Annotated in this window: 14 protein-coding genes and 1 pseudogene; 7 read left to right on the forward strand and 8 right to left on the reverse strand. The window is 69.3% G+C overall.

What is annotated here, in order from left to right:
* Nucleotides 1–30 precede the first annotated feature (30 nt).
* From C507_RS0115305 to C507_RS21600, 4 genes are all read left to right on the forward strand, one after another.
* The gene (locus C507_RS0115305) at nt 31–579 is read left to right on the forward strand and encodes an ActR/PrrA/RegA family redox response regulator transcription factor (RefSeq protein WP_018700590.1); all 549 of its coding nucleotides are present in this window, start codon (nt 31–33) and stop codon (nt 577–579) included.
* A gap of 164 nt (nt 580–743) precedes the next feature.
* Nucleotides 744–4,292: an AsmA family protein gene (locus tag C507_RS22500; RefSeq protein ID WP_018700591.1), complete on the forward strand. Its 3,549-nt coding sequence runs from the start codon at nt 744–746 to the stop codon at nt 4,290–4,292.
* Nucleotides 4,293–4,435: 143 nt separating this feature from the next.
* Nucleotides 4,436–5,650, forward strand: coding sequence for a chromate efflux transporter (chrA, locus tag C507_RS0115315; protein ID WP_051089792.1), 1,215 nt, complete (start codon nt 4,436–4,438; stop codon nt 5,648–5,650).
* A 125-nt stretch (nt 5,651–5,775) separates the two neighbouring features.
* A complete protein-coding gene (locus C507_RS21600; protein WP_040401273.1) occupies nt 5,776–6,276 on the forward strand; it encodes an MmcB family DNA repair protein in 501 nt (166 codons plus the stop codon).
* A gap of 72 nt (nt 6,277–6,348) precedes the next feature.
* Here C507_RS21600 and C507_RS21605 read toward each other — a convergent pair whose 3' ends face one another.
* From C507_RS21605 to hemF, 3 genes are read right to left on the reverse strand one after another with little or no spacing between them, the layout of a single operon-like run.
* Nucleotides 6,349–7,323, reverse strand: coding sequence for an FUSC family protein (locus C507_RS21605; protein WP_018700594.1), 975 nt, complete (start codon nt 7,321–7,323; stop codon nt 6,349–6,351).
* Between the two features lie 25 nt (nt 7,324–7,348).
* Nucleotides 7,349–7,975, reverse strand: coding sequence for a trimeric intracellular cation channel family protein (locus tag C507_RS0115330; protein WP_018700595.1), 627 nt, complete (start codon nt 7,973–7,975; stop codon nt 7,349–7,351).
* A gap of 41 nt (nt 7,976–8,016) precedes the next feature.
* Nucleotides 8,017–8,934 (reverse strand): oxygen-dependent coproporphyrinogen oxidase, encoded by a 918-nt coding sequence (hemF, locus tag C507_RS0115335; RefSeq protein WP_018700596.1) that lies wholly within the window; start codon nt 8,932–8,934, stop codon nt 8,017–8,019.
* 134 nt (nt 8,935–9,068) lie between these two features.
* Between hemF and C507_RS0115340 the strand changes: the two genes are divergently transcribed.
* Nucleotides 9,069–9,479 carry a cupin domain-containing protein gene (locus C507_RS0115340; RefSeq protein ID WP_018700597.1) on the forward strand — a complete coding sequence of 137 codons (411 nt, stop codon included), beginning with the start codon at nt 9,069–9,071 and terminating at the stop codon, nt 9,477–9,479.
* A gap of 127 nt (nt 9,480–9,606) precedes the next feature.
* Here the strand turns inward: C507_RS0115340 and C507_RS0115345 are convergent, their stop codons facing one another.
* The 4 genes from C507_RS0115345 to C507_RS21615 all read right to left on the reverse strand — a co-directional run bounded on the left by C507_RS0115345 (nt 9,607) and on the right by C507_RS21615 (nt 13,094).
* A complete protein-coding gene (locus tag C507_RS0115345; protein ID WP_018700598.1) occupies nt 9,607–10,599 on the reverse strand; it encodes an aldo/keto reductase in 993 nt (330 codons plus the stop codon).
* 121 nt (nt 10,600–10,720) lie between these two features.
* Nucleotides 10,721–11,506, reverse strand: a complete 786-nt coding sequence (locus tag C507_RS21610) for a Crp/Fnr family transcriptional regulator (RefSeq protein WP_018700599.1) — start codon at nt 11,504–11,506, stop codon at nt 10,721–10,723.
* 226 nt (nt 11,507–11,732) lie between these two features.
* The gene (locus C507_RS0115355; protein ID WP_018700600.1) at nt 11,733–12,086 is read right to left on the reverse strand and encodes a VOC family protein; all 354 of its coding nucleotides are present in this window, start codon (nt 12,084–12,086) and stop codon (nt 11,733–11,735) included.
* Nucleotides 12,087–12,095: 9 nt separating this feature from the next.
* Complete coding sequence (locus tag C507_RS21615) at nt 12,096–13,094, reverse strand: sensor domain-containing diguanylate cyclase (protein WP_018700601.1); 999 nt, start codon at nt 13,092–13,094, stop codon at nt 12,096–12,098.
* A gap of 130 nt (nt 13,095–13,224) precedes the next feature.
* On the opposite strand from C507_RS21615, the pseudogene C507_RS21620 reads away from it, so the two are divergent.
* Together C507_RS21620 and C507_RS0115370 are read left to right on the forward strand one after the other, a co-directional pair.
* Nucleotides 13,225–14,085: pseudogene (locus C507_RS21620) on the forward strand (GNAT family N-acetyltransferase).
* 272 nt (nt 14,086–14,357) lie between these two features.
* On the forward strand, nt 14,358–16,208 hold the full coding sequence (locus tag C507_RS0115370; protein ID WP_018700604.1) for an ABC transporter ATP-binding protein: 1,851 nt from the start codon (nt 14,358–14,360) through the stop codon (nt 16,206–16,208).
* A gap of 19 nt (nt 16,209–16,227) precedes the next feature.
* Here C507_RS0115370 and C507_RS0115375 read toward each other — a convergent pair whose 3' ends face one another.
* A complete protein-coding gene (locus C507_RS0115375) occupies nt 16,228–16,707 on the reverse strand; it encodes a tRNA (cytidine(34)-2'-O)-methyltransferase (protein ID WP_040401258.1) in 480 nt (159 codons plus the stop codon).
* Between the last annotated feature and the right edge of the window lie 262 nt (nt 16,708–16,969).

The raw sequence follows: 16,969 nt of genomic DNA on the forward strand, positions 1-16,969 counted from the left end.
CGCCACCGTCGAGAGCAAGCGTGTAGCCCAATGACCGAGACCACAGACCTGGGAGACGACCCCACCCTGCTGATCGTCGACGACGATCATTCCTTCGTGCAGCGCCTGGCGCGCGCCATGGAAAAGCGCGGGTTCGAGACGGACACGGCGGAGACCATCGAGGAAGCCATCGGCAAGGTGGACCGCAGCCCGCCGGCCTACGCGGTCGTCGACATGCGGCTTGGTGACGGCAACGGCCTCGACGTGGTGGACCGTCTGCGTCGGGCGCGGCCTGACGCCCGCAGCGTCGTGCTCACCGGCTACGGCAACATCGCGACGGCCGTCACCGCCGTGAAGCTCGGGGCCATGGACTATCTGTCCAAGCCGGCCGACGCCGACGACGTCTTCGCCGCGCTGACCCGCAGCCCGGACGATCGGGCTCTGCCGCCGGACAACCCGATGTCTGCCGACCGGGTGCGCTGGGAACACATCCAGCGGATCTACGAGCTGTGCGACCGCAACGTTTCCGAAACGGCCCGCCGGCTGAACATGCACCGGCGCACGCTGCAACGCATCCTCGCCAAGCGCGCGCCGCGCTAGGCGCACGGACGTCCCGGCCGCATGGCAGGCGCGGGCAGACCCCGGATGGGGCCGGCCGCTTCCCGTGTTGCCGCCGGTGAGCAGACTGTGTCCCCATGATCGCCAGGGGATCGGGTAGAGTCGCGCCTGATTCGGTTCCCGATTCGTACGCGCCGGAGTGAGTGATGAAACGCGTCCTGATCGCCCTGGCGGGTTTCTGCGTCCTGGTCGTCGCGGCGCTCATGGCCCTGCCCCTGTTCGTCTCGACCCAATGGGTCCGGCAGACGGTGGTCGACCAGATCAGCCAGGCGACCGGCCTTGCGATCTCCATCGACGGGCCGGTGGGGCTGCGTGCCTTCCCCACCGTTGCGCTCTCCGCCGACGCCGTGCGCGTGCGCGCCCCGGACGGGGCCGACGTGATGTCGCTGGAGACGCTGCGCGCCGACCTTGCGCTGATTCCGCTCCTGTCCGGCTACGTCACCGTCAACGAGATCGTGCTCGACGGGCTTAACGTCGCGCTCGTGCGGCTTGAGGACGGCTCCATCACGCTGCCGGGCCTCGCCGGCCGGACCGCGGCAACGGATGCGCCTGCCAACGGCGGCGAAGAAACCGATCCCCTCGCCATGCTGGAACGCCTTTCGGTGGGCCGCTTCAGCGTCCAGAACGGGCTGGTGGTGCTGGAGGACGTAGCTTCGGGCGTGCGCGAAACGGCCAGCGACGTGGCGCTGGAGATCCGGCTTCCCGGGGTGGATCAGCCGGCCCACGCGGAGGGAAGCCTGGTCTTCCGCGGCCGCGCCCTGGCCGTGCAGGCCGACATCGAGACGCCCCAGACGCTGGCGCGCACCGCGCCGACGGCCGTCTCGCTCGAGATCGCCGATGGTCCCGTCACGGGGTCGATCGTCGGGACGGCCATCCTGGCAGACAGCGTAAGCTTTGACGGCACCCTGTCGCTGGCCAGCGCCAACCTGTCAGACGCGGTCGCGTGGGCGAGTGGTAGCGCACCGGGCGTGGCGATCGGGGAAATGTCGCTGGAAGCGACCGCGGTGATGAACCCTCTGGCGCTCGCTCTCACCGACATCGCCGGCTCCATCAACGGTACCGCCTTCACCGGCGAGATCACCCTGCCCACCGCCACGGAAGTTCCGCAGGTGCGCGGCCGCATCGCAGCCGACCGCATCGACGTGGCGCGCTTCCTGCCCGAGCAGGCCGAGACAGAGGCTCAGAGCGGGCAAGCCGACGACGGCGCGGTCGACCTGTCCGCCCTGTCGTCGGTGGACGCGGACCTCACGCTGACGGTTCGCGAACTCGTGGCGCCGGAGATCACACTGAGCGGGCTCACCGCCCGCGCGCTGCTGCAGAACGGCGTGTTGCAGCTCGACGTGCCGCAGGTCGGCTTCGGCGGCGGATCGGTGGCCTTCTCCGCCCGGGCCTTCGACGAGAACGGAACGGCGGTCGCAGCCGGCACGGCGACGGTGGCCGACATGCCGCTCGCCACCCTGCTGGCCTTCGCCCCCGCCCCTTACGAGGCCAGCGGCCAGGTCTTCGCCGACGTGGGCTTCAACACCCGCGGCACCACCACCGACGCGCTGCTGCTGAATGCCTACGCCGAGGGTTCGCTGGGCCTGCGCGGCGGCCGTATTTCCGGGCTGCCGCTCGCGGAGGCCGTGCCGGGCGACGCCTCCGCCGGCACCCTCGACCAGGTGAGCGTCAACGCCCGCTTTGCCGGGGCAGACCAGCCGGTCTCGCTGGATGGCGGGTTCGTCTGGCGCGGCGAGCGCTTCAGCCTGTCCGGCACCTCCGGCCCGCCGGGCGTGCTCCTCTCCGGTGCACCGTCGGCGCTCAAGGCATCGCTGCAGTCGCCCCGGGTCGCCACCAGCTATGACGGCACCATCAGCCTGAGCGGCGCGGCCAACGGCCGGGTCGGCCTGTCAACGCCGTCGCTGCGCGACCTGATGGCCTGGCTCGAACGCCCGCTCGGCGAGGGCAACGGGCTGCAGACCGTGTCCATCGAAGGGACGTTTTCCGCGACCCAGACCGGCGTGGCGGTGTCCGACACGGTGTTCGCGGTCGACCGAAGCACCGGGCGCGGGTCGGGATCGGTGGCGCTCGATGGCGCGAAGCCCGTGATTCAGGCCGATCTTGCCTTCGATACGCTGGACCTGACCCCGTACCTGTCGGGCGGCACCACGGACGCCCAGCCCGCCGCCGGCGGAAGCAGCGGCTGGAGCCGGGAACCGCTCGATCTTTCCGTCCTGGACATGCTGGACGCCACCTTGTCGATGACCACCGGTTCGATCGTCATCGACACGCTCAAGACCGGGACCGCCATCCTTGGCGTGACGCTTCGCGGCGGCAATCTCGATGCCCGGCTGTCGCGCTTTGACCTCTATTCCGGCACCGGCACCGGCCAGGTGGTGCTGGCCAACGACAACGGGGCGACCACCAAGGCGGACTTCACCATGGAGGGCGTCGACGTCCACCGGCTGTTCAAGGACGCCGCCGGCTTCGGCGCGCTCGCGGGCACGGGCCACGTGGCCCTGAGCGTCGCGGGCGCCGGTGACAGCGTCTACGCGCTGGTGGATTCGCTCGACGGAACCGCCTCGCTGCAGATCGCCGACGGCGCGATCATGGGCATCAACATTCCGCGTATGCTGCGCAGTCTGACTTCGTCGATCCTGTCCGGCTGGCAGTCCGACCCGGGCCAGAAAACCGATTTCACGGCGTTCGGCGCCACCTTCCAGATCACCGACGGCGTCGCCGCCACCGACGACCTCAGCCTGATCGGACCGCTGGTGCGGATGACCGGCACCGGCAACGCGGACCTGGCGGAGAAGACGCTGTCCTTTCGCGTCGATCCCCGGCTGGTGGCCAACCTGGAGGGTCAGGGCAGCGAGGCGGAGACGACCGGCCTGGGCGTTCCGATCGTCATCGAGGGCGCCTGGTCGGGACCGCGCATATACCCCGACATCCAGGGCATCCTGCAGGACCCGCAAGCGGCGCTGCAGCAGCTCCAGTCGCTGGGCAATCTGGGCGACATCGCCAACATCGACGGGCTCGGCAACGCCGCCGGCGTGGTCGGCCAGCTTGCTTCCGGCGACACCCAGGGTGCCATCGGCTCGCTGATCGACCAGCAGCTTGGTCAGATCAGCGGCGGCGACGGATCCGGCAGTGGCAACAGCCTGCAGCAGGCGCTGGCCAGTGCCGCTCAGCAGCAGCTGGGCGGCGCCACGGGAGGGACGTCCGGCGGCACGGCGAACGACGTTCTCGGGACGGCCATCGGCGGTCTCGTGGGGGGGCTGGCGGGAGGACAGAACCAGTCCGCCCCCGACCCGGTGCAGACCCAGCCCGTCGCGCCTGCCGAAGCCCCGGCGCCGTCCGAAACGCTCCCGGCTCCCGCGCCGGCTCCCGTACCCGACACGGCCCAGGTGGTGTCCGGCGTGATCGGCGGTCTTCTCGGCCAGCAGCCGGCCGCGTCCGCGCCCGCCCAGGCGACGCAGCAGGCGCAGCCGCAGCAACAGGCGCCGACCACCGAGCAGGCGATCGGTGGGCTGGTGGGCGGCCTCCTCGGACAGGCGGCCGGCCAATCCGCGCAGTCGGGCAACGCCGCCGCCCTGCTGGGCCAGGCCTTCGGCGGCCGGCAGCAGCAACAGCAGGCCGCTCCCGCAGCGGCGCCACAACAGCCGGCCCCAGTTGTCACCATCGACGTCATCCCGAAGCCGAACCCGCGCCGCTGATCACGACGGGCGCGGCCCTCGCCCGTCGCAAAAGTGTGGCCGACCGACCGTATCATCGCCGTGCGGCGATGTCGGATGCATCCCGCAAGCCAGCGTCGCCCGGCCGGGCGGCCTCCCCCTCATCAGCGTTGCGATTTCACGACATGCAGGACAGCCCTACCCCGGACGCTGAGCGAGCCCGCGGCACGCCCGCCGAGGTGTTTCGCGTCTTCCTCCTGCTCGGCCTGACCTCCTTCGGCGGCCCCATCGCGCATCTGGGCTATTTCCGCACCGCAATCGTGGAGCGCCGCCGCTGGCTCTCCGAGGCGGCCTATGCCGACCTGATCGCCCTCTGCCAGTTCCTGCCCGGCCCGGCGTCCAGCCAGGTGGGCATGGGAATCGGGCTCAGCCGCGCCGGCTATCCCGGCATGGCGGCGGCCTTCGTGGCCTTCACCCTGCCCTCGGCCATCGTGCTGGTGGCCTTCGCCTACGGGCTCGCCGCCGTGGGCGACACCGAGGGCGCCGGCTGGATCGCGGGCCTCAAGTCCGCCGCCGTGGCCGTGGTCGCCCAGGCGCTGATCGGCATGGCCCGGTCGCTGGCCCCGGATGCGCTGCGCGCCAGCATCGCCGGCGGCGCCATGGTTTTGCTGCTGGTCGCCCCCGCCGCCTGGATGCAGGTGGGGGTGATCGCGCTCGGCGCGCTGGCCGGCCTGGCCGTCCTGCCGAAACCCGAACAGGCCCCCGAGCCGGGCGGGCTCGCCGTGCCGGTGGGCAAGGGTGTCGCGCTGGCCTCGCTCGCGCTGTTTTTCGCACTGCTGATCGGGCTGCCGCTGGCGGCAGCGGCAAGCGACGGCTTCACGCTGTCCATCATCGACCGCTTCTACCGGGCCGGCAGCCTCGTCTTCGGCGGCGGCCACGTGGTGCTGCCGCTTCTGGAACAGTCGGTGGTGGCGCCGGGGCTGGTGACGGAATCGGAGTTTCTCGCCGGCTACGGCGCGGCGCAGGCGATCCCGGGTCCTCTGTTCACCTTCGCGGCCTTCCTCGGCACCGTGCTCGACGGTCCGCTGACCGGGGTGGCGGGCGCCATCGTCGCCTTGCTCGCGATCTTCCTGCCCTCGGCGCTTCTGGTGCTCGGCACGCTGCCCTTCTGGTCGGCACTGCGCCATCGGCCGAACGCGAGGCGGGCCCTTGCCGGCGTGAACGCCGCGGTCGTCGGGCTGCTGGCCGCGGCCCTCTACGACCCGGTCTTCACCCGGGGGATCACGTCGCCCGTGGCGCTGGCCATCGCGGTCGCCGCCTTCGTGGCGCTGACCCAGTGGAAGGCCCCGCCCTGGGCCGTGGTGATCGCGGCGGGCGTCATCGGCGGGATCGTCCTGTAGAGACGCCCGCGCCCACGGTTTCCGGTCGTCGCACCGCCGACAAACTGACGTGGCGGGGTTGATCGCGCGGAACAAAAGCGGAACTATGGGCCGATCCGTTCCTGCCGCACATGTCGAAGCTGCCCATGTCGCTGACGCCCTCGCCTGTTCCCCAGCCGTCGCTGCCCGTCGACGGCCGCCAGTCGCCGAACGCGCTGAAGGTGCGGCGTGGCACCTGCCGGCTGTTGCGCCAGCTCGGCTTCTCCACGCTGCCGGAGGTGGGGCTCGCATCGGGACGGCGGGCCGACCTGGTCGCGGTGGGCAAGGGCGGCGAGATCTGGATCGTCGAGATCAAGTCATCGCTGGAGGACCTGCGCGCCGATGCCAAGTGGCCCTTCTACCGGCTGCACTGCGACCGGCTGTTCTTCGCCACCCATCCCGACGTGCCTCTGGAGCCCTTTCCGGAAGAGGCCGGGCTGATCCTGTCGGACGGCTTCGAGGCGGAGATCTTGCGCGAGGCGCCGGCGCACAAGCTCGCCGGGGCGACGCGCAAATCGATGACGCTGAAGGTGGCGCAGCTTGCCTCCAGCCGCCTGCATCTGCTGGAGGATCCCGAGGCCGGCAACGTGGAACTGCCCGTCTGGTAGCGGTCGCCACGAGGTGCCATCCGGCTGCCGCTCCGGCGCGGCGCGGCTGGACCGGAGCAACGCCCCCGCGCGTCAGCGGGACACGCTTTCGCCGTGCCAGAGGCCCGGCGCCTCGCGCAGCAGCCGGGCGAGCGTGTGGAGTTCGCGGTCGAGAACCCGGACCAGCGACAGGTCCGCGTCATCGGTCACCGGCGCCGCCGGGATTTCCGCCGTCGGCATGGCGGCCAGACGGCCGGCCCGCAGCGCGGCGGCGATCTCGTCCAGCATCCGGCAGGGAACGGAAAGGTCCGGCGGATCGATGGGCGCGGCGGCGATGAGCTCCACCGACGAGACGATCACCCGCACGCTGCGCTGGATCTCCTCCAGGTGGGCGAGCGGCAGGCCGCCCTCGCGCGCCGCCGACGGCATCAGCCCGCGCAGGCTCTGAAGCGTGCCGCCGATGCCGGCAAGGCCGGGCCGCTCCGGCGTGGTCTCCACCGCGTGCAGCACCTCCCGGCAATGGCCGAGAGCGCGCGACAGCACGTCTCGCCAGAACCAGGTGGCGTAGATGGGCTGCACGAAGGAGAGCGCCAGCGCAATGGCGATGCCGATCATCACGTTGAGCGCCCGCCAGAGGCCGACATCAAGCGGCTCGGATCCGTGGCCGGCGACGATAACCAGGGTGAGCCCCGACAGGAGCGCCGTGTAGCCGCCCTTGCCGATGGCGTGATAGGCGCAGATCGCGCAGAAGCCGGCGATCAGCCCCCAGGTCAGCGGTGTCAGCTGGAGCCATTCCTGCTGCAGAAGCACCAGAAGCCCGGCGGCGGCCCCGATCATGGTGCCGAGCGCACGCTCCAGCGCCCGGTGGCGGATGTTGCCGTGGTGATGGAAGCCGGTCATCACCACCAGGAAGGAGATGGCCGTCCAGAGGCCGTGCGGGATGCCGAACACGACGCCGACACCGATGCACAGAAGCACGCCCACCCCGGTGCGCACGCCGTGGAAGGCGCGGTAGTGCCGGTAGCGGAACGGCGTCGCGGCCTGCGCCGCCTCCAGGCTCTGGCTCATGCGGTCCCGACCTCCCCGCGATCCCTCAGTGCAGATCCTTCGTATAGACGAATTTCGGCATGTGGAGATCGTAACGCAGCGCCAGCAGCCGCAGCGCGAGGCCGACGGCCATGGCACACACCATCACCAGGTCGTGCTGCAGGCCAGCCGCCAGTCCGCCCACATAGAGGCCGGCGGTGACGATGGAGACGCTGGCGTAGAGCTCGCGGCGGAAGAGGAGCGGCACCTCGGTGCAGAGGATGTCGCGCAGCACACCGCCGGCCGTGCCGGTGATCATGCCCGCGACCACGACGATGGCGAGCGGCTGGCCCATGTCGAGCGCCACGTTGCAGCCGATGACCGTGAAGACGACCAGGCCGATCGCATCCAGCACGAGGAAGACGCCGCGCAGGCGCTCCATGAACCGGGCCAGCACGATGGTGGCGCAGGCGGCGGTGACGGCGATGGCGAGATAGGAGGGATGCGCCACCCAGGACAGCGGATGGTGGCCCAGAAGCACGTCGCGGATGGAGCCGCCGCCCAGCGCGGTGATGCAGCCCAGCATCGCCACGCCGAACCAGTCCATGTTGCGGCGCCCCGCTGCGAGCGCGGCGGTCATCGCCTCGGCACTGACGGCGATCAGATAGAAGATGTGCAGGACGGTTTCGCTCATGGCAGCCGGCCCCCTCGGCCACGGTGCAGGATGGTGTGCGTTCAGGGCCACTTCACCAGCGGCGGCATCGACGACAGGATCGAGGTGACGTTGCCGCCGGTCTTCAGGCCGAAGATGGTGCCGCGATCGTAGAGCAGATTGAACTCCACATAGCGCCCGCGCCGGACGAGTTGCTCGTCGCGCTCCGCCTCCCCGTAGGGAGTGCGCAGGTTTCGGCGCACCAGATCCGGGTAGATGTCGGCGAAGGCCTCGCCCACGGTCCGCGTGAAGGCGAAGTCCGCCTCCCAGTCGCCGGAGTTCAGATAGTCGTAGAAGATGCCGCCGATGCCGCGCATCTCGCCCCGGTGTTTCAGGAAGAAATACTCGTCGCACCACGCCTTGTAGCGGGGATAGTCGGCGACGGCGTGCGGCGCGCAGGCGGCCTCCATCGCGGCGTGGAAGGCGACGGTGTCGGGATCGTCCTGGGTGCGGCGCGCGTCCAGCACGGGGGTCAGGTCGGCCCCGCCCCCAAACCACTGGCGCGTGGTGACCACCATGCGGGTGTTCATGTGCACGGCCGGCACGTTCGGGTTCAGCGGGTGGGCGATCAGCGAGATGCCGGAGGCCCAGAAGCGCGGGTCCGCGTCCGCACCGGGGATCTGCTTGCGGAACTCCTCCGAAAAGGTGCCATGGACCGTGGAGGTGTGGACGCCGGCCTTCTCGAAGACGCGGCCGCCGATCATGCTCATGGTGCCGCCACCGCCGGGTTCGCCGTCGGCGTTGGTGCGCTCCCAGGGCGTGCGCTCGAAGCGTCCGGCCGGCAGGTCGCCGGTGCCCGGCGCGCCTTCCGCCTCGTCCTCCAGCGCCTCGAAGGAGGCGCAGATCCGGTCGCGCAGCGCCTGAAACCAGTCCTGCGCCAAGCTCTTCTTGGTGTCCAGATCGTCGGGCAGCGGCCGGTCGGGGACTTTCTGGTCGCTCATGGTCGTGCGCTCTCCATCGACAGGTCCGGCCGGTGTGGCGGAAAGCGCCGGAGAGCGCAAGGCGGCCCCCTCCCGGTGAACCACGAAGGACGCTATGCTCCACAATCCCACGTTTCATCCGGAGCCCGACACTCATGGCCGAAGACGACAGCCGATCGATCATGCTGGAAAAGGGCGAAGGCCGGCACTACGCGATGGGCGCCATGCGCGCGGTCTTCAAGGCCGACGAGGCCGAGACCGGCTGCCGCTACTCGGTGTCGGAATGGTGGCTGGAGCCGGGCTGCGAGGGACCGGGTGCCCATTCCCACGACGCCAACGAGGAGCTTTTCTATGTGCTGGAAGGCACGATGTCGTTTCTCGTCGGCGACACGTGGCGGGACGCTTCCGCCGGCGCTTTCCTGCGCATCCCGGCAGGCGTGTTGCACGACTTCAGCAACCGCACCGATGCGCGCGCCGGGCTCCTGAACGTCTTTCTTCCGGGAGGGTTCGAGCGGAACATGCCGATGATCGTCGACTGGTTCGAGAAGCAGTCGGACGCCGGCTGACGGCGCGCCGGGCTTCGCCGGGACGCGCTCCGCCAACCCCGCGCCTCAATCCATCGGCCGCCCTTTTGCCGCGGACGCCGGTTGCGCGCCGTGAGCGGCACGACGCGAACCGGCCCCACGGAGTGTGTCACGCGCCGCGCGTTTCCGGCGGCGCCATGAAGTCCGGCGCCAGCGGCTCGGGCACCGTTTCGGACAGGATCCGGTCGATCTCGGTCTTCGTCTCCTCGTCCAGGCTCCAGCCATCGACGTCGGCAATCGGATCGAGCTGGTCCGGTCGCCGCGCGCCCCACAGCGCGATCGTCGGCCCCTGGTCCAGCACCCAGCGCACGGCAAGCGACAGGACCGACTTGCCGAAGCGCTCGCGGGCCAGCGCGTCGAGCCGGTCGACGGCATCGAGATAGGCCTCGACGCGCCCCGGCTGGAACTTGGGATCCGACTGACGCAGATCGTCGCCCTCGAAGACGCGCTGCTTCGACACCTTGCCGGACAGGAGACCCCGGCACAGCGCCCCGTACGTCAGGAGCGTCAGGCCGGTGGACGCCGCATAGGGCAGCACGTCCGCTTCCATCTCGCGCTCGAAGAGGTTGTAGGGCGGCTGCACGGTGTCGAGCCGCGCCGCTTTGCGGAAGGCGTCCATCTGGTCCGGCGAGAAGTTGGAGACACCGATCGCGCGGATCTTGCCCTCGGCGCGGAAGGCTTCCAGCGTCTCGGCCGTTTCCTCGAAGGGCGTTTCCAGGTCCGGCCAGTGGATCTGGTAGAGGTCGATCACATCGGTCCGGAGCCGCCGCAGCGAGTCTTCCAGTTCGGACCGCAGACGCCCGGGACGGGAATCGCACACCACGCCATCCCCGGACCAGTCCAGACCGGCCTTGGTCGCGATGACAACGCGGTCCCGCAGACCGCTCTCCGCGAGCGCCTTGCCGACGATCTCTTCGGAGGTGCCGAACCCGTAGATGGGCGCGGTATCGATGAGGGTGACGCCGCGCTCGATGGCGCCGCGGATCGTGGCAATCGACCGTGCCTCGTCGGTACCACCCCATTGCCAGCCGCCGATGGCCCAGGTTCCGAGGCCGATGCGCGAGGCGGACAGGCCGGACCGGCCGATCTCGATCGTTTCCATGGATGTGCTCCGCACGTCTGAATGGGTGTTTGGTCCGTCCGTCACCGGTCGGGCCTTGCTTGGTGGCCCTCACTTGGGGACGGCGTGCGGTGATAAAAGGTGTCCGCTGGAATCGCGGCGCCTACCCTGTCCGGCCAGTGCGAATGCCGTCGGTGCCACGCTCGCCGGAAAGCGGCGGGGCGCTCTTCGGGAAGCCGCCCTGCAGGTAGCGCCCCTCGAACTGGCCCGCCTCGGCCAGCCCGGACCAGTTCTGGATGGTCAGGACGCCGGCAGCGAGGCGGATGAGCCCCTCGCCCCGCAAGGCCTGGATGGACCGGTTGACGTGGACCACCGACAGGCCGGTGGCGTCGGCGATTTCCGTCTGGGTCATCGGCCAGGCGACGCTGTCGCCGTCGACGAGATCGACCAGCTTGTGGCGGGCGTAGAACTCGCACATGACATGGGCGATGCGCTGATACGCGCTGCGCCGCCCGAGATTCACGATCCATTCGCGGAAGACCGCGGCCTCGAACAGCGATTCCTTCCAGACGGCGCGGCTGACGCGCGGCGAGTCGTTGCTGATCTGGATCAGCGTCTCGTGCGGAATCATGGCGACAGTCGACGGCGCGATGGTGCCGACCGAATGGTCCATGACCTCAAGCAGCAGGCTTTGAATGTCGAAGATGTCGCCGGGGACGATGAAGGCGGTGATCTGGCGCTTGCCGTCGGCGGTCATGGCGTAGCGGCAGGCCAGGCCGGACAGCAGCAGGCTGCACTCGCGCGCCCGGTCGCCTTCCCGCACAACATCCTGGCGCGGGCCAAGATGAACCGTGCGGGTGTAGAGGGAGGTGAGAAGACGCTGCTCCTCCTCCGAGAACGGCTCGAGCGCGCGCAACTTGCGCAGCATCGGGTTCTCGCCAACGAGCATGGATTCCGCGTCTCCCCCTTGAAGAGCCTGGCCGAGCCCATCGCCGACGTGACCGCGCGGTCTCATCGGCCAATTTCGGCTCACCAGACCGACGCCGTCGCCCCGACCCGCGTCTGCCCGACCAGTCCAGACTGGATAAGGTGCAAGTCTAGGCGGTCGCTCACCGCCGAACATTAACTTAGGTTATCACAGTCGGGGACGCCACACGCCGCAGGGCGCCGAGACTTCAGTTGCGGTGCTGCAGGATGTTGAGAAGCCGGCCCAGCGGATCGCGGACAAACAGCCGGCGCACGCCCCAGGGCTCGTCCACGGGGCCGTATTCAGGCACCAGACCCGCTGCATCGAGGCGCGCGATCAGCTGATCGAGGTCGTCGACCTCGATGGAGAGGTCGGGAACCGGCGTGCCCGATCCACCCTCCGACATGAGGCTGAGCTGGACACGCGCCGTGGCGTCTGACTCGCAGGTAACAATGAAGCCCATGTCCATCAGGACATCGAGGCCCAGCAGATCGCGGTAGAAGGCCACTGCGGCCTGCGGATCGGTCGCCTCCAGGTTCGCCACGATCCGCTTGACCTTCATCGCCTGCCCTCAGCGCTGCCGCACCCCGGCTGCACGGTCCGCCGTTTCCGGGTAGGTGGCCGCGACCCGGTTCCGCCCCTCGCGCTTTGCCCGGTAAAGGGCAACGTCCGCCGCGAAGATGAGGCTCTGGGGGATCGGGACCGCCTCCTCGCTGTCGGCCTTCGCCGTTGCGACGCCGAAACTCACGGTAACATATGCCTGGCCCGACCGGCACTTCCCCTTCGGCATCTTCAGCGCCTCGACCTTGGTGCGGACCGTGTCGGCCACCTCGCACGCGGTGTCCAGGTCCGCCTCGGGCAGCACGATCGCCAGTTCCTCGCCGCCATAGCGGGCCGCGACGGCCCCAGGCATCCGCCGGGCGACCGAACCGAACACGCCCGCCACCGCGCGCAGGCAATCGTCGCCGGCCTGGTGGCCGAAGCTGTCGTTGAAGCTCTTGAAGTGGTCGATATCGCCGATGATCAGGGACATCTGGTCGCTGTTCGACCAGCAACCCGTCAGCGCATCGTCCAGGGCACGCCGGTTCGCAAGCCCGGTCAAAGCGTCGGTGGAGGCCAGGGTGGCGAGCTCCATCTCCAGCTTCTTGCGCGCGGTGATGTCGCGCATGGTCACCACCACGCCCTGCAGGAAATCGCCGGATTGCGGATCGCGGATACGGACTGCGCGGCATTCGACCCAGACAAAGGCACCATCGGTGCGCCGCACCCGCAGCGTGAAGGTGAACGGTCCCGGCTCGCCGACGACGGCACGGCGGACGACATCCTCGACGATGGGGACGTCCGCCGTGTGCGCGATCTCGATCGGCTGGCGATCGATCAGGTCGTCCGGCTGCCAGCCGAGCAGTGCGGTCACCGCGTTGGAGACATAGCGGATCGTGTAATCGGGGTGGAGCAGCCAGAGCACGTCCGTGGAATAGTCCACGAGGACGCGATGAATGTCGGCGTCCCGGATCGACAGGGATTCCGAGATCCCGGTGGCAAAGTAGCCGCCGCTATCGTCGCCGGACATCGCGAATGTCTCTTGTCTCACTGTTCCCTCGCAATTCTCCTCGGATCACACGACCTATAGAAACCGTAGCCTGCGCCAAGCTGTGCTCCGGAGGGGAGCCGGCACCACCGACCCGGGGGAGGAAATGCCAATGGACGCCATCGACATCGGACCGGCCCGCGATGACGCGTTCGCCTGTGCGGTGGACTGGGCCGCGGCGGAGGGCTGGAACCCCGGCCTCGACGACCTCGCGGCCTTCCGGGCGGCCGACCCGGACGGGTTGATCCTCGGCCGGGTCGGGGGACGCCCGGTCGCGTCGATCTCGGCGGTGCGCTACGGCGAGCGCTTCGGCTTCCTGGGCTTTTATATCGTGGTGCCCGAGGCGTGGGGCGCAGGCCATGGGCTTGCCGTCTGGCAGGCTGCCATGGCGCGATTCGGCGACCGGATCGTGGGCCTCGACGGCGTGGTGGCGCAGCAGGACAATTAACGAAAGAGCGGCTTCGTTCTCGCCGGCCGCAACATCCGCTTCACCGGACCGGCGCCGAGAGCGCCGGCGCAGGCCGGCATGGCCGTCACCCGCCCCTTGGAGCCCGACGATTTGCCGGCCGTGATGGCCTACGACCGTCCGTTCTTCCCCGATGACCGCCAGGGGTTCATGCGGGTATGGGTGGCGCCGCGCGCCGGCACGGCCCGGCAGACACATGTCGCAGAAGCAGACGGATCGCTCACCGGGTTCGGCGTCATCCGCGCCTGCCGGACCGGCCACAAGATCGGACCGCTGTTCGCCGACGATGCGCGAACCGCCGAGGCGTTGTTCGTCTCGCTCGCGGCCACGGCGGCGCCCGGCGAACCGGTCAGCCTCGACGTGCCGGAAACGAACCGGGAGGCGACCGCGCTCGCCGGACGCTTCGGGCTGACGCCCTCGTTCGAGACGGCCCGCATGTACCGCGGCCCCGCGCCCGACCTGCCCACGGGCCGATCCTTCGGGGTCACCACCTTCGAGCTTGGCTAATGCCGGGTGCGGCCACCCGTGGCCGCGCGGCAACAGTCGCCGGAATCCGGAATTGCGGGGGATGCATTCCCCGAACGTCTGACGTATGTCCACCCTGCTTCGTTGGAACGGCAAACCAGACAGCCTCCGACGTCATACCCAACCGGAGATCGAGATGATCCGACGCGTCACGCCCATTTTCTGACGCGCCCTGCCTGCTCCCGGCCTCCGGCCGCAGAGCTCCGCATCGGCGCGAACCTTTTCCAAGTCGCAGCCATGCCCGGAGCTCAGCCATGCTCTCGTATTTCGAGTCGCTCGTAGACCCCCTCACCGACCGTCCCAACGCCCGGCCTCCGGATCGGCTTTGGCCGTTCGTCTGGCATTTCGTGCGCCAAGCATGGCGGGTGATCGCCGCGCTTCTGGTGGTCGCCGGCATCGTGGCGCTTATCGAGGTCAGCCTGTTCGACTTCGTCGGCCGCATCGTCGACATGCTGGCGGACACGCCGCCCTCCGCGCTCTTCGCCGAGCACGGCACGACGCTGCTCGTCATGGCGCTCGTGGCGGTCGTCCTGCGTCCGCTTGCGGCGACGCTGCATCTGTTTCTGGTGCACCAGGCGGTGGAGCCGGGGCTGACCAACCTCATCCGCTGGCAGACCCATCGCTACGTGCTGCGGCAGAGCGTGTCGTTCTTCCAGAACGATTTCGCCGGCCGGCTGGCCAACAAGATCGTCCAGACCGGGCCCTCGCTGCGCGAGGCGGTGGTCTCGATGATCGACGCCATCTGGTACGTGACGATCTACACCGGGTCGGCGCTGGTCCTGTTCGCCCAGGCGGACATCTGGCTGACGGTGCCGCTGATCTTCTGGATCGTCGCCTATGTGTGGGTGCTGGTGCATTTCGTGCCGCGGGTGAAGAACCAGGCGACGGTGATGGCGGAGGCACGGTCGACGATGACCGGGCGGATCGTGGACAGCTACACCAACATCATGACGGTGAAGCTGTTCGCCCACGCCGAGCGGGAGGACGATTACGCCCGCGAGTCGATCGTCGATCACACGGCCAAGTTCCGGACGATGACCCGTCTGGTGACCGGCATGAACATCTCGCTCGTCACCATCAACGGGCTCCTGATCGCCGGAACGCTCGGCACGGCCCTCTGGCTGTGGCAGAGCGGTGCGATCACCATAGGCGCCATCGCGCTTGCCGCGGGGCTGGTCATGCGCATCAACGCAATGTCCGGCTGGATCATGTGGGTTGTGACCGGGATCTTCGAGAACCTGGGCACCGTGGCGGAAGGCATGGAGGCGATCGCGCGGCCCTACGCGGTGACCGACCGGGCGGACGCCAAGCCGCTGGCCGTCACCCGGGGCGAGATCCGCTACGAGGACGCGTCTTTCCACTACGGACAGACGCGCGGCGTCATCGACCGGCTGAGCCTGACCATCGCGCCGGGCGAACGGGTCGGCCTCGTCGGCCGGTCCGGGGCGGGCAAGTCCACGATGGTGAACCTGCTCTTGCGCTTCCACGACGTGGAAGGCGGGCGCATCCTGATCGACGGCCAGGACATCTCCGCCGTGACCCAGGAAAGCCTGCGCTCGGCCATCGGCATGGTGACCCAGGATACGTCGCTGCTCCACCGTTCGGTGCGCGACAACATCCGCTACGGCCTGCCCGACGCCGATGACGCCGCCATCCAGGCGGCTCTGGAGCGTTCGCATGCCGACGGGTTCGTGCCCGACCTGGTGGACCTCGGCGGACGGCGGGGGCTGGATGCCCACGTCGGCGAGCGTGGCGTGAAGCTCTCGGGCGGCCAGCGCCAGCGGATCGCCATTGCCCGCGTGCTCCTCAAGGACGCGCCGATCCTGATCCTCGACGAGGCCACCTCGGCCCTCGATTCGGAGATCGAAGCGGCGATCCAGGAGGATCTGGAAGCGCTGATGGAGGGCAAGACGGTGATCGCCATCGCGCACCGCCTGTCCACCATCGCGCGGATGGACCGGCTGGTGGTGATGGATGCCGGCCGCATCGTGGAGACCGGACGCCACGACGAGCTCGTCGCGGCAGGCGGGATCTACGCCCGCCTCTGGGCGCATCAGTCGGGCGGCTTCCTCGGTGAGATCGACCTCGAAGCCGAGGCCGTCTAGACCTGCACGACAGGCTCCGTCAGGCCGGTGGGAAACCGCCGGTCTGACGGAGCGCCTCGCCGACGACCAGCGCCACGGATACGGCCAGGTTGAGGGACCGCACACCGTCCACCATGGGAATTCGGATGCGCGCGTCTGCCGCGGCGTGAACGATTTCCGGCGCCCCCGACGATTCCCGGCCGAACAGGAGGATGTCGTCTGGCGCGAACCCGAACCCGGCGTGCGTCTGCGACGCGCGGGTGGTGGACAGCACCAGCCGGCCCGGCCGTTCGGCCCTCTCCGCCATGAAGGCCTCCCACGAGGCGTGCCGGACCAGCGCCGCCTTTTCCAGATAATCGAGCCCCGCTCGCCTGAATGCGGCATCCGTCAGCGAGAAGCCCGCCGGGCCGATCACGTCGACGGAGAGCCCGAAACAGGCCGCCATTCTGAGAATCGTTCCGGTATTCTGGGGAATGTCCGGCTGATAGAGCGCAATCCGCACCGTCTGTCTTTCCGTCACCTGGGGTGAGCTTGGGCCGGACGGAACGGGGAAAAATCCAATACAGCGCGCATGATGTCGCCATTTGCGACAAACCGTCCAAAGCCCCTGCTCGCCACTGGACAACCGCATGAAGGGGTGCAAAAACGCAAGCGGTTCTAAAAGAGCCGATCGCGTGCGGTGAGCTGCGGTGTCCTCAATGGCTGTCGATGGGACACCCGGGGTCTTTCAAGGTCCGCCCCGCACGCGGCGAAACAAGATCATCATCGGCATCGAGAGGAGC

It is taken from the genome of Amorphus coralli DSM 19760 (assembly GCF_000374525.1).
Taxonomy (GTDB): Bacteria; Pseudomonadota; Alphaproteobacteria; order Rhizobiales; family Amorphaceae; genus Amorphus; species Amorphus coralli.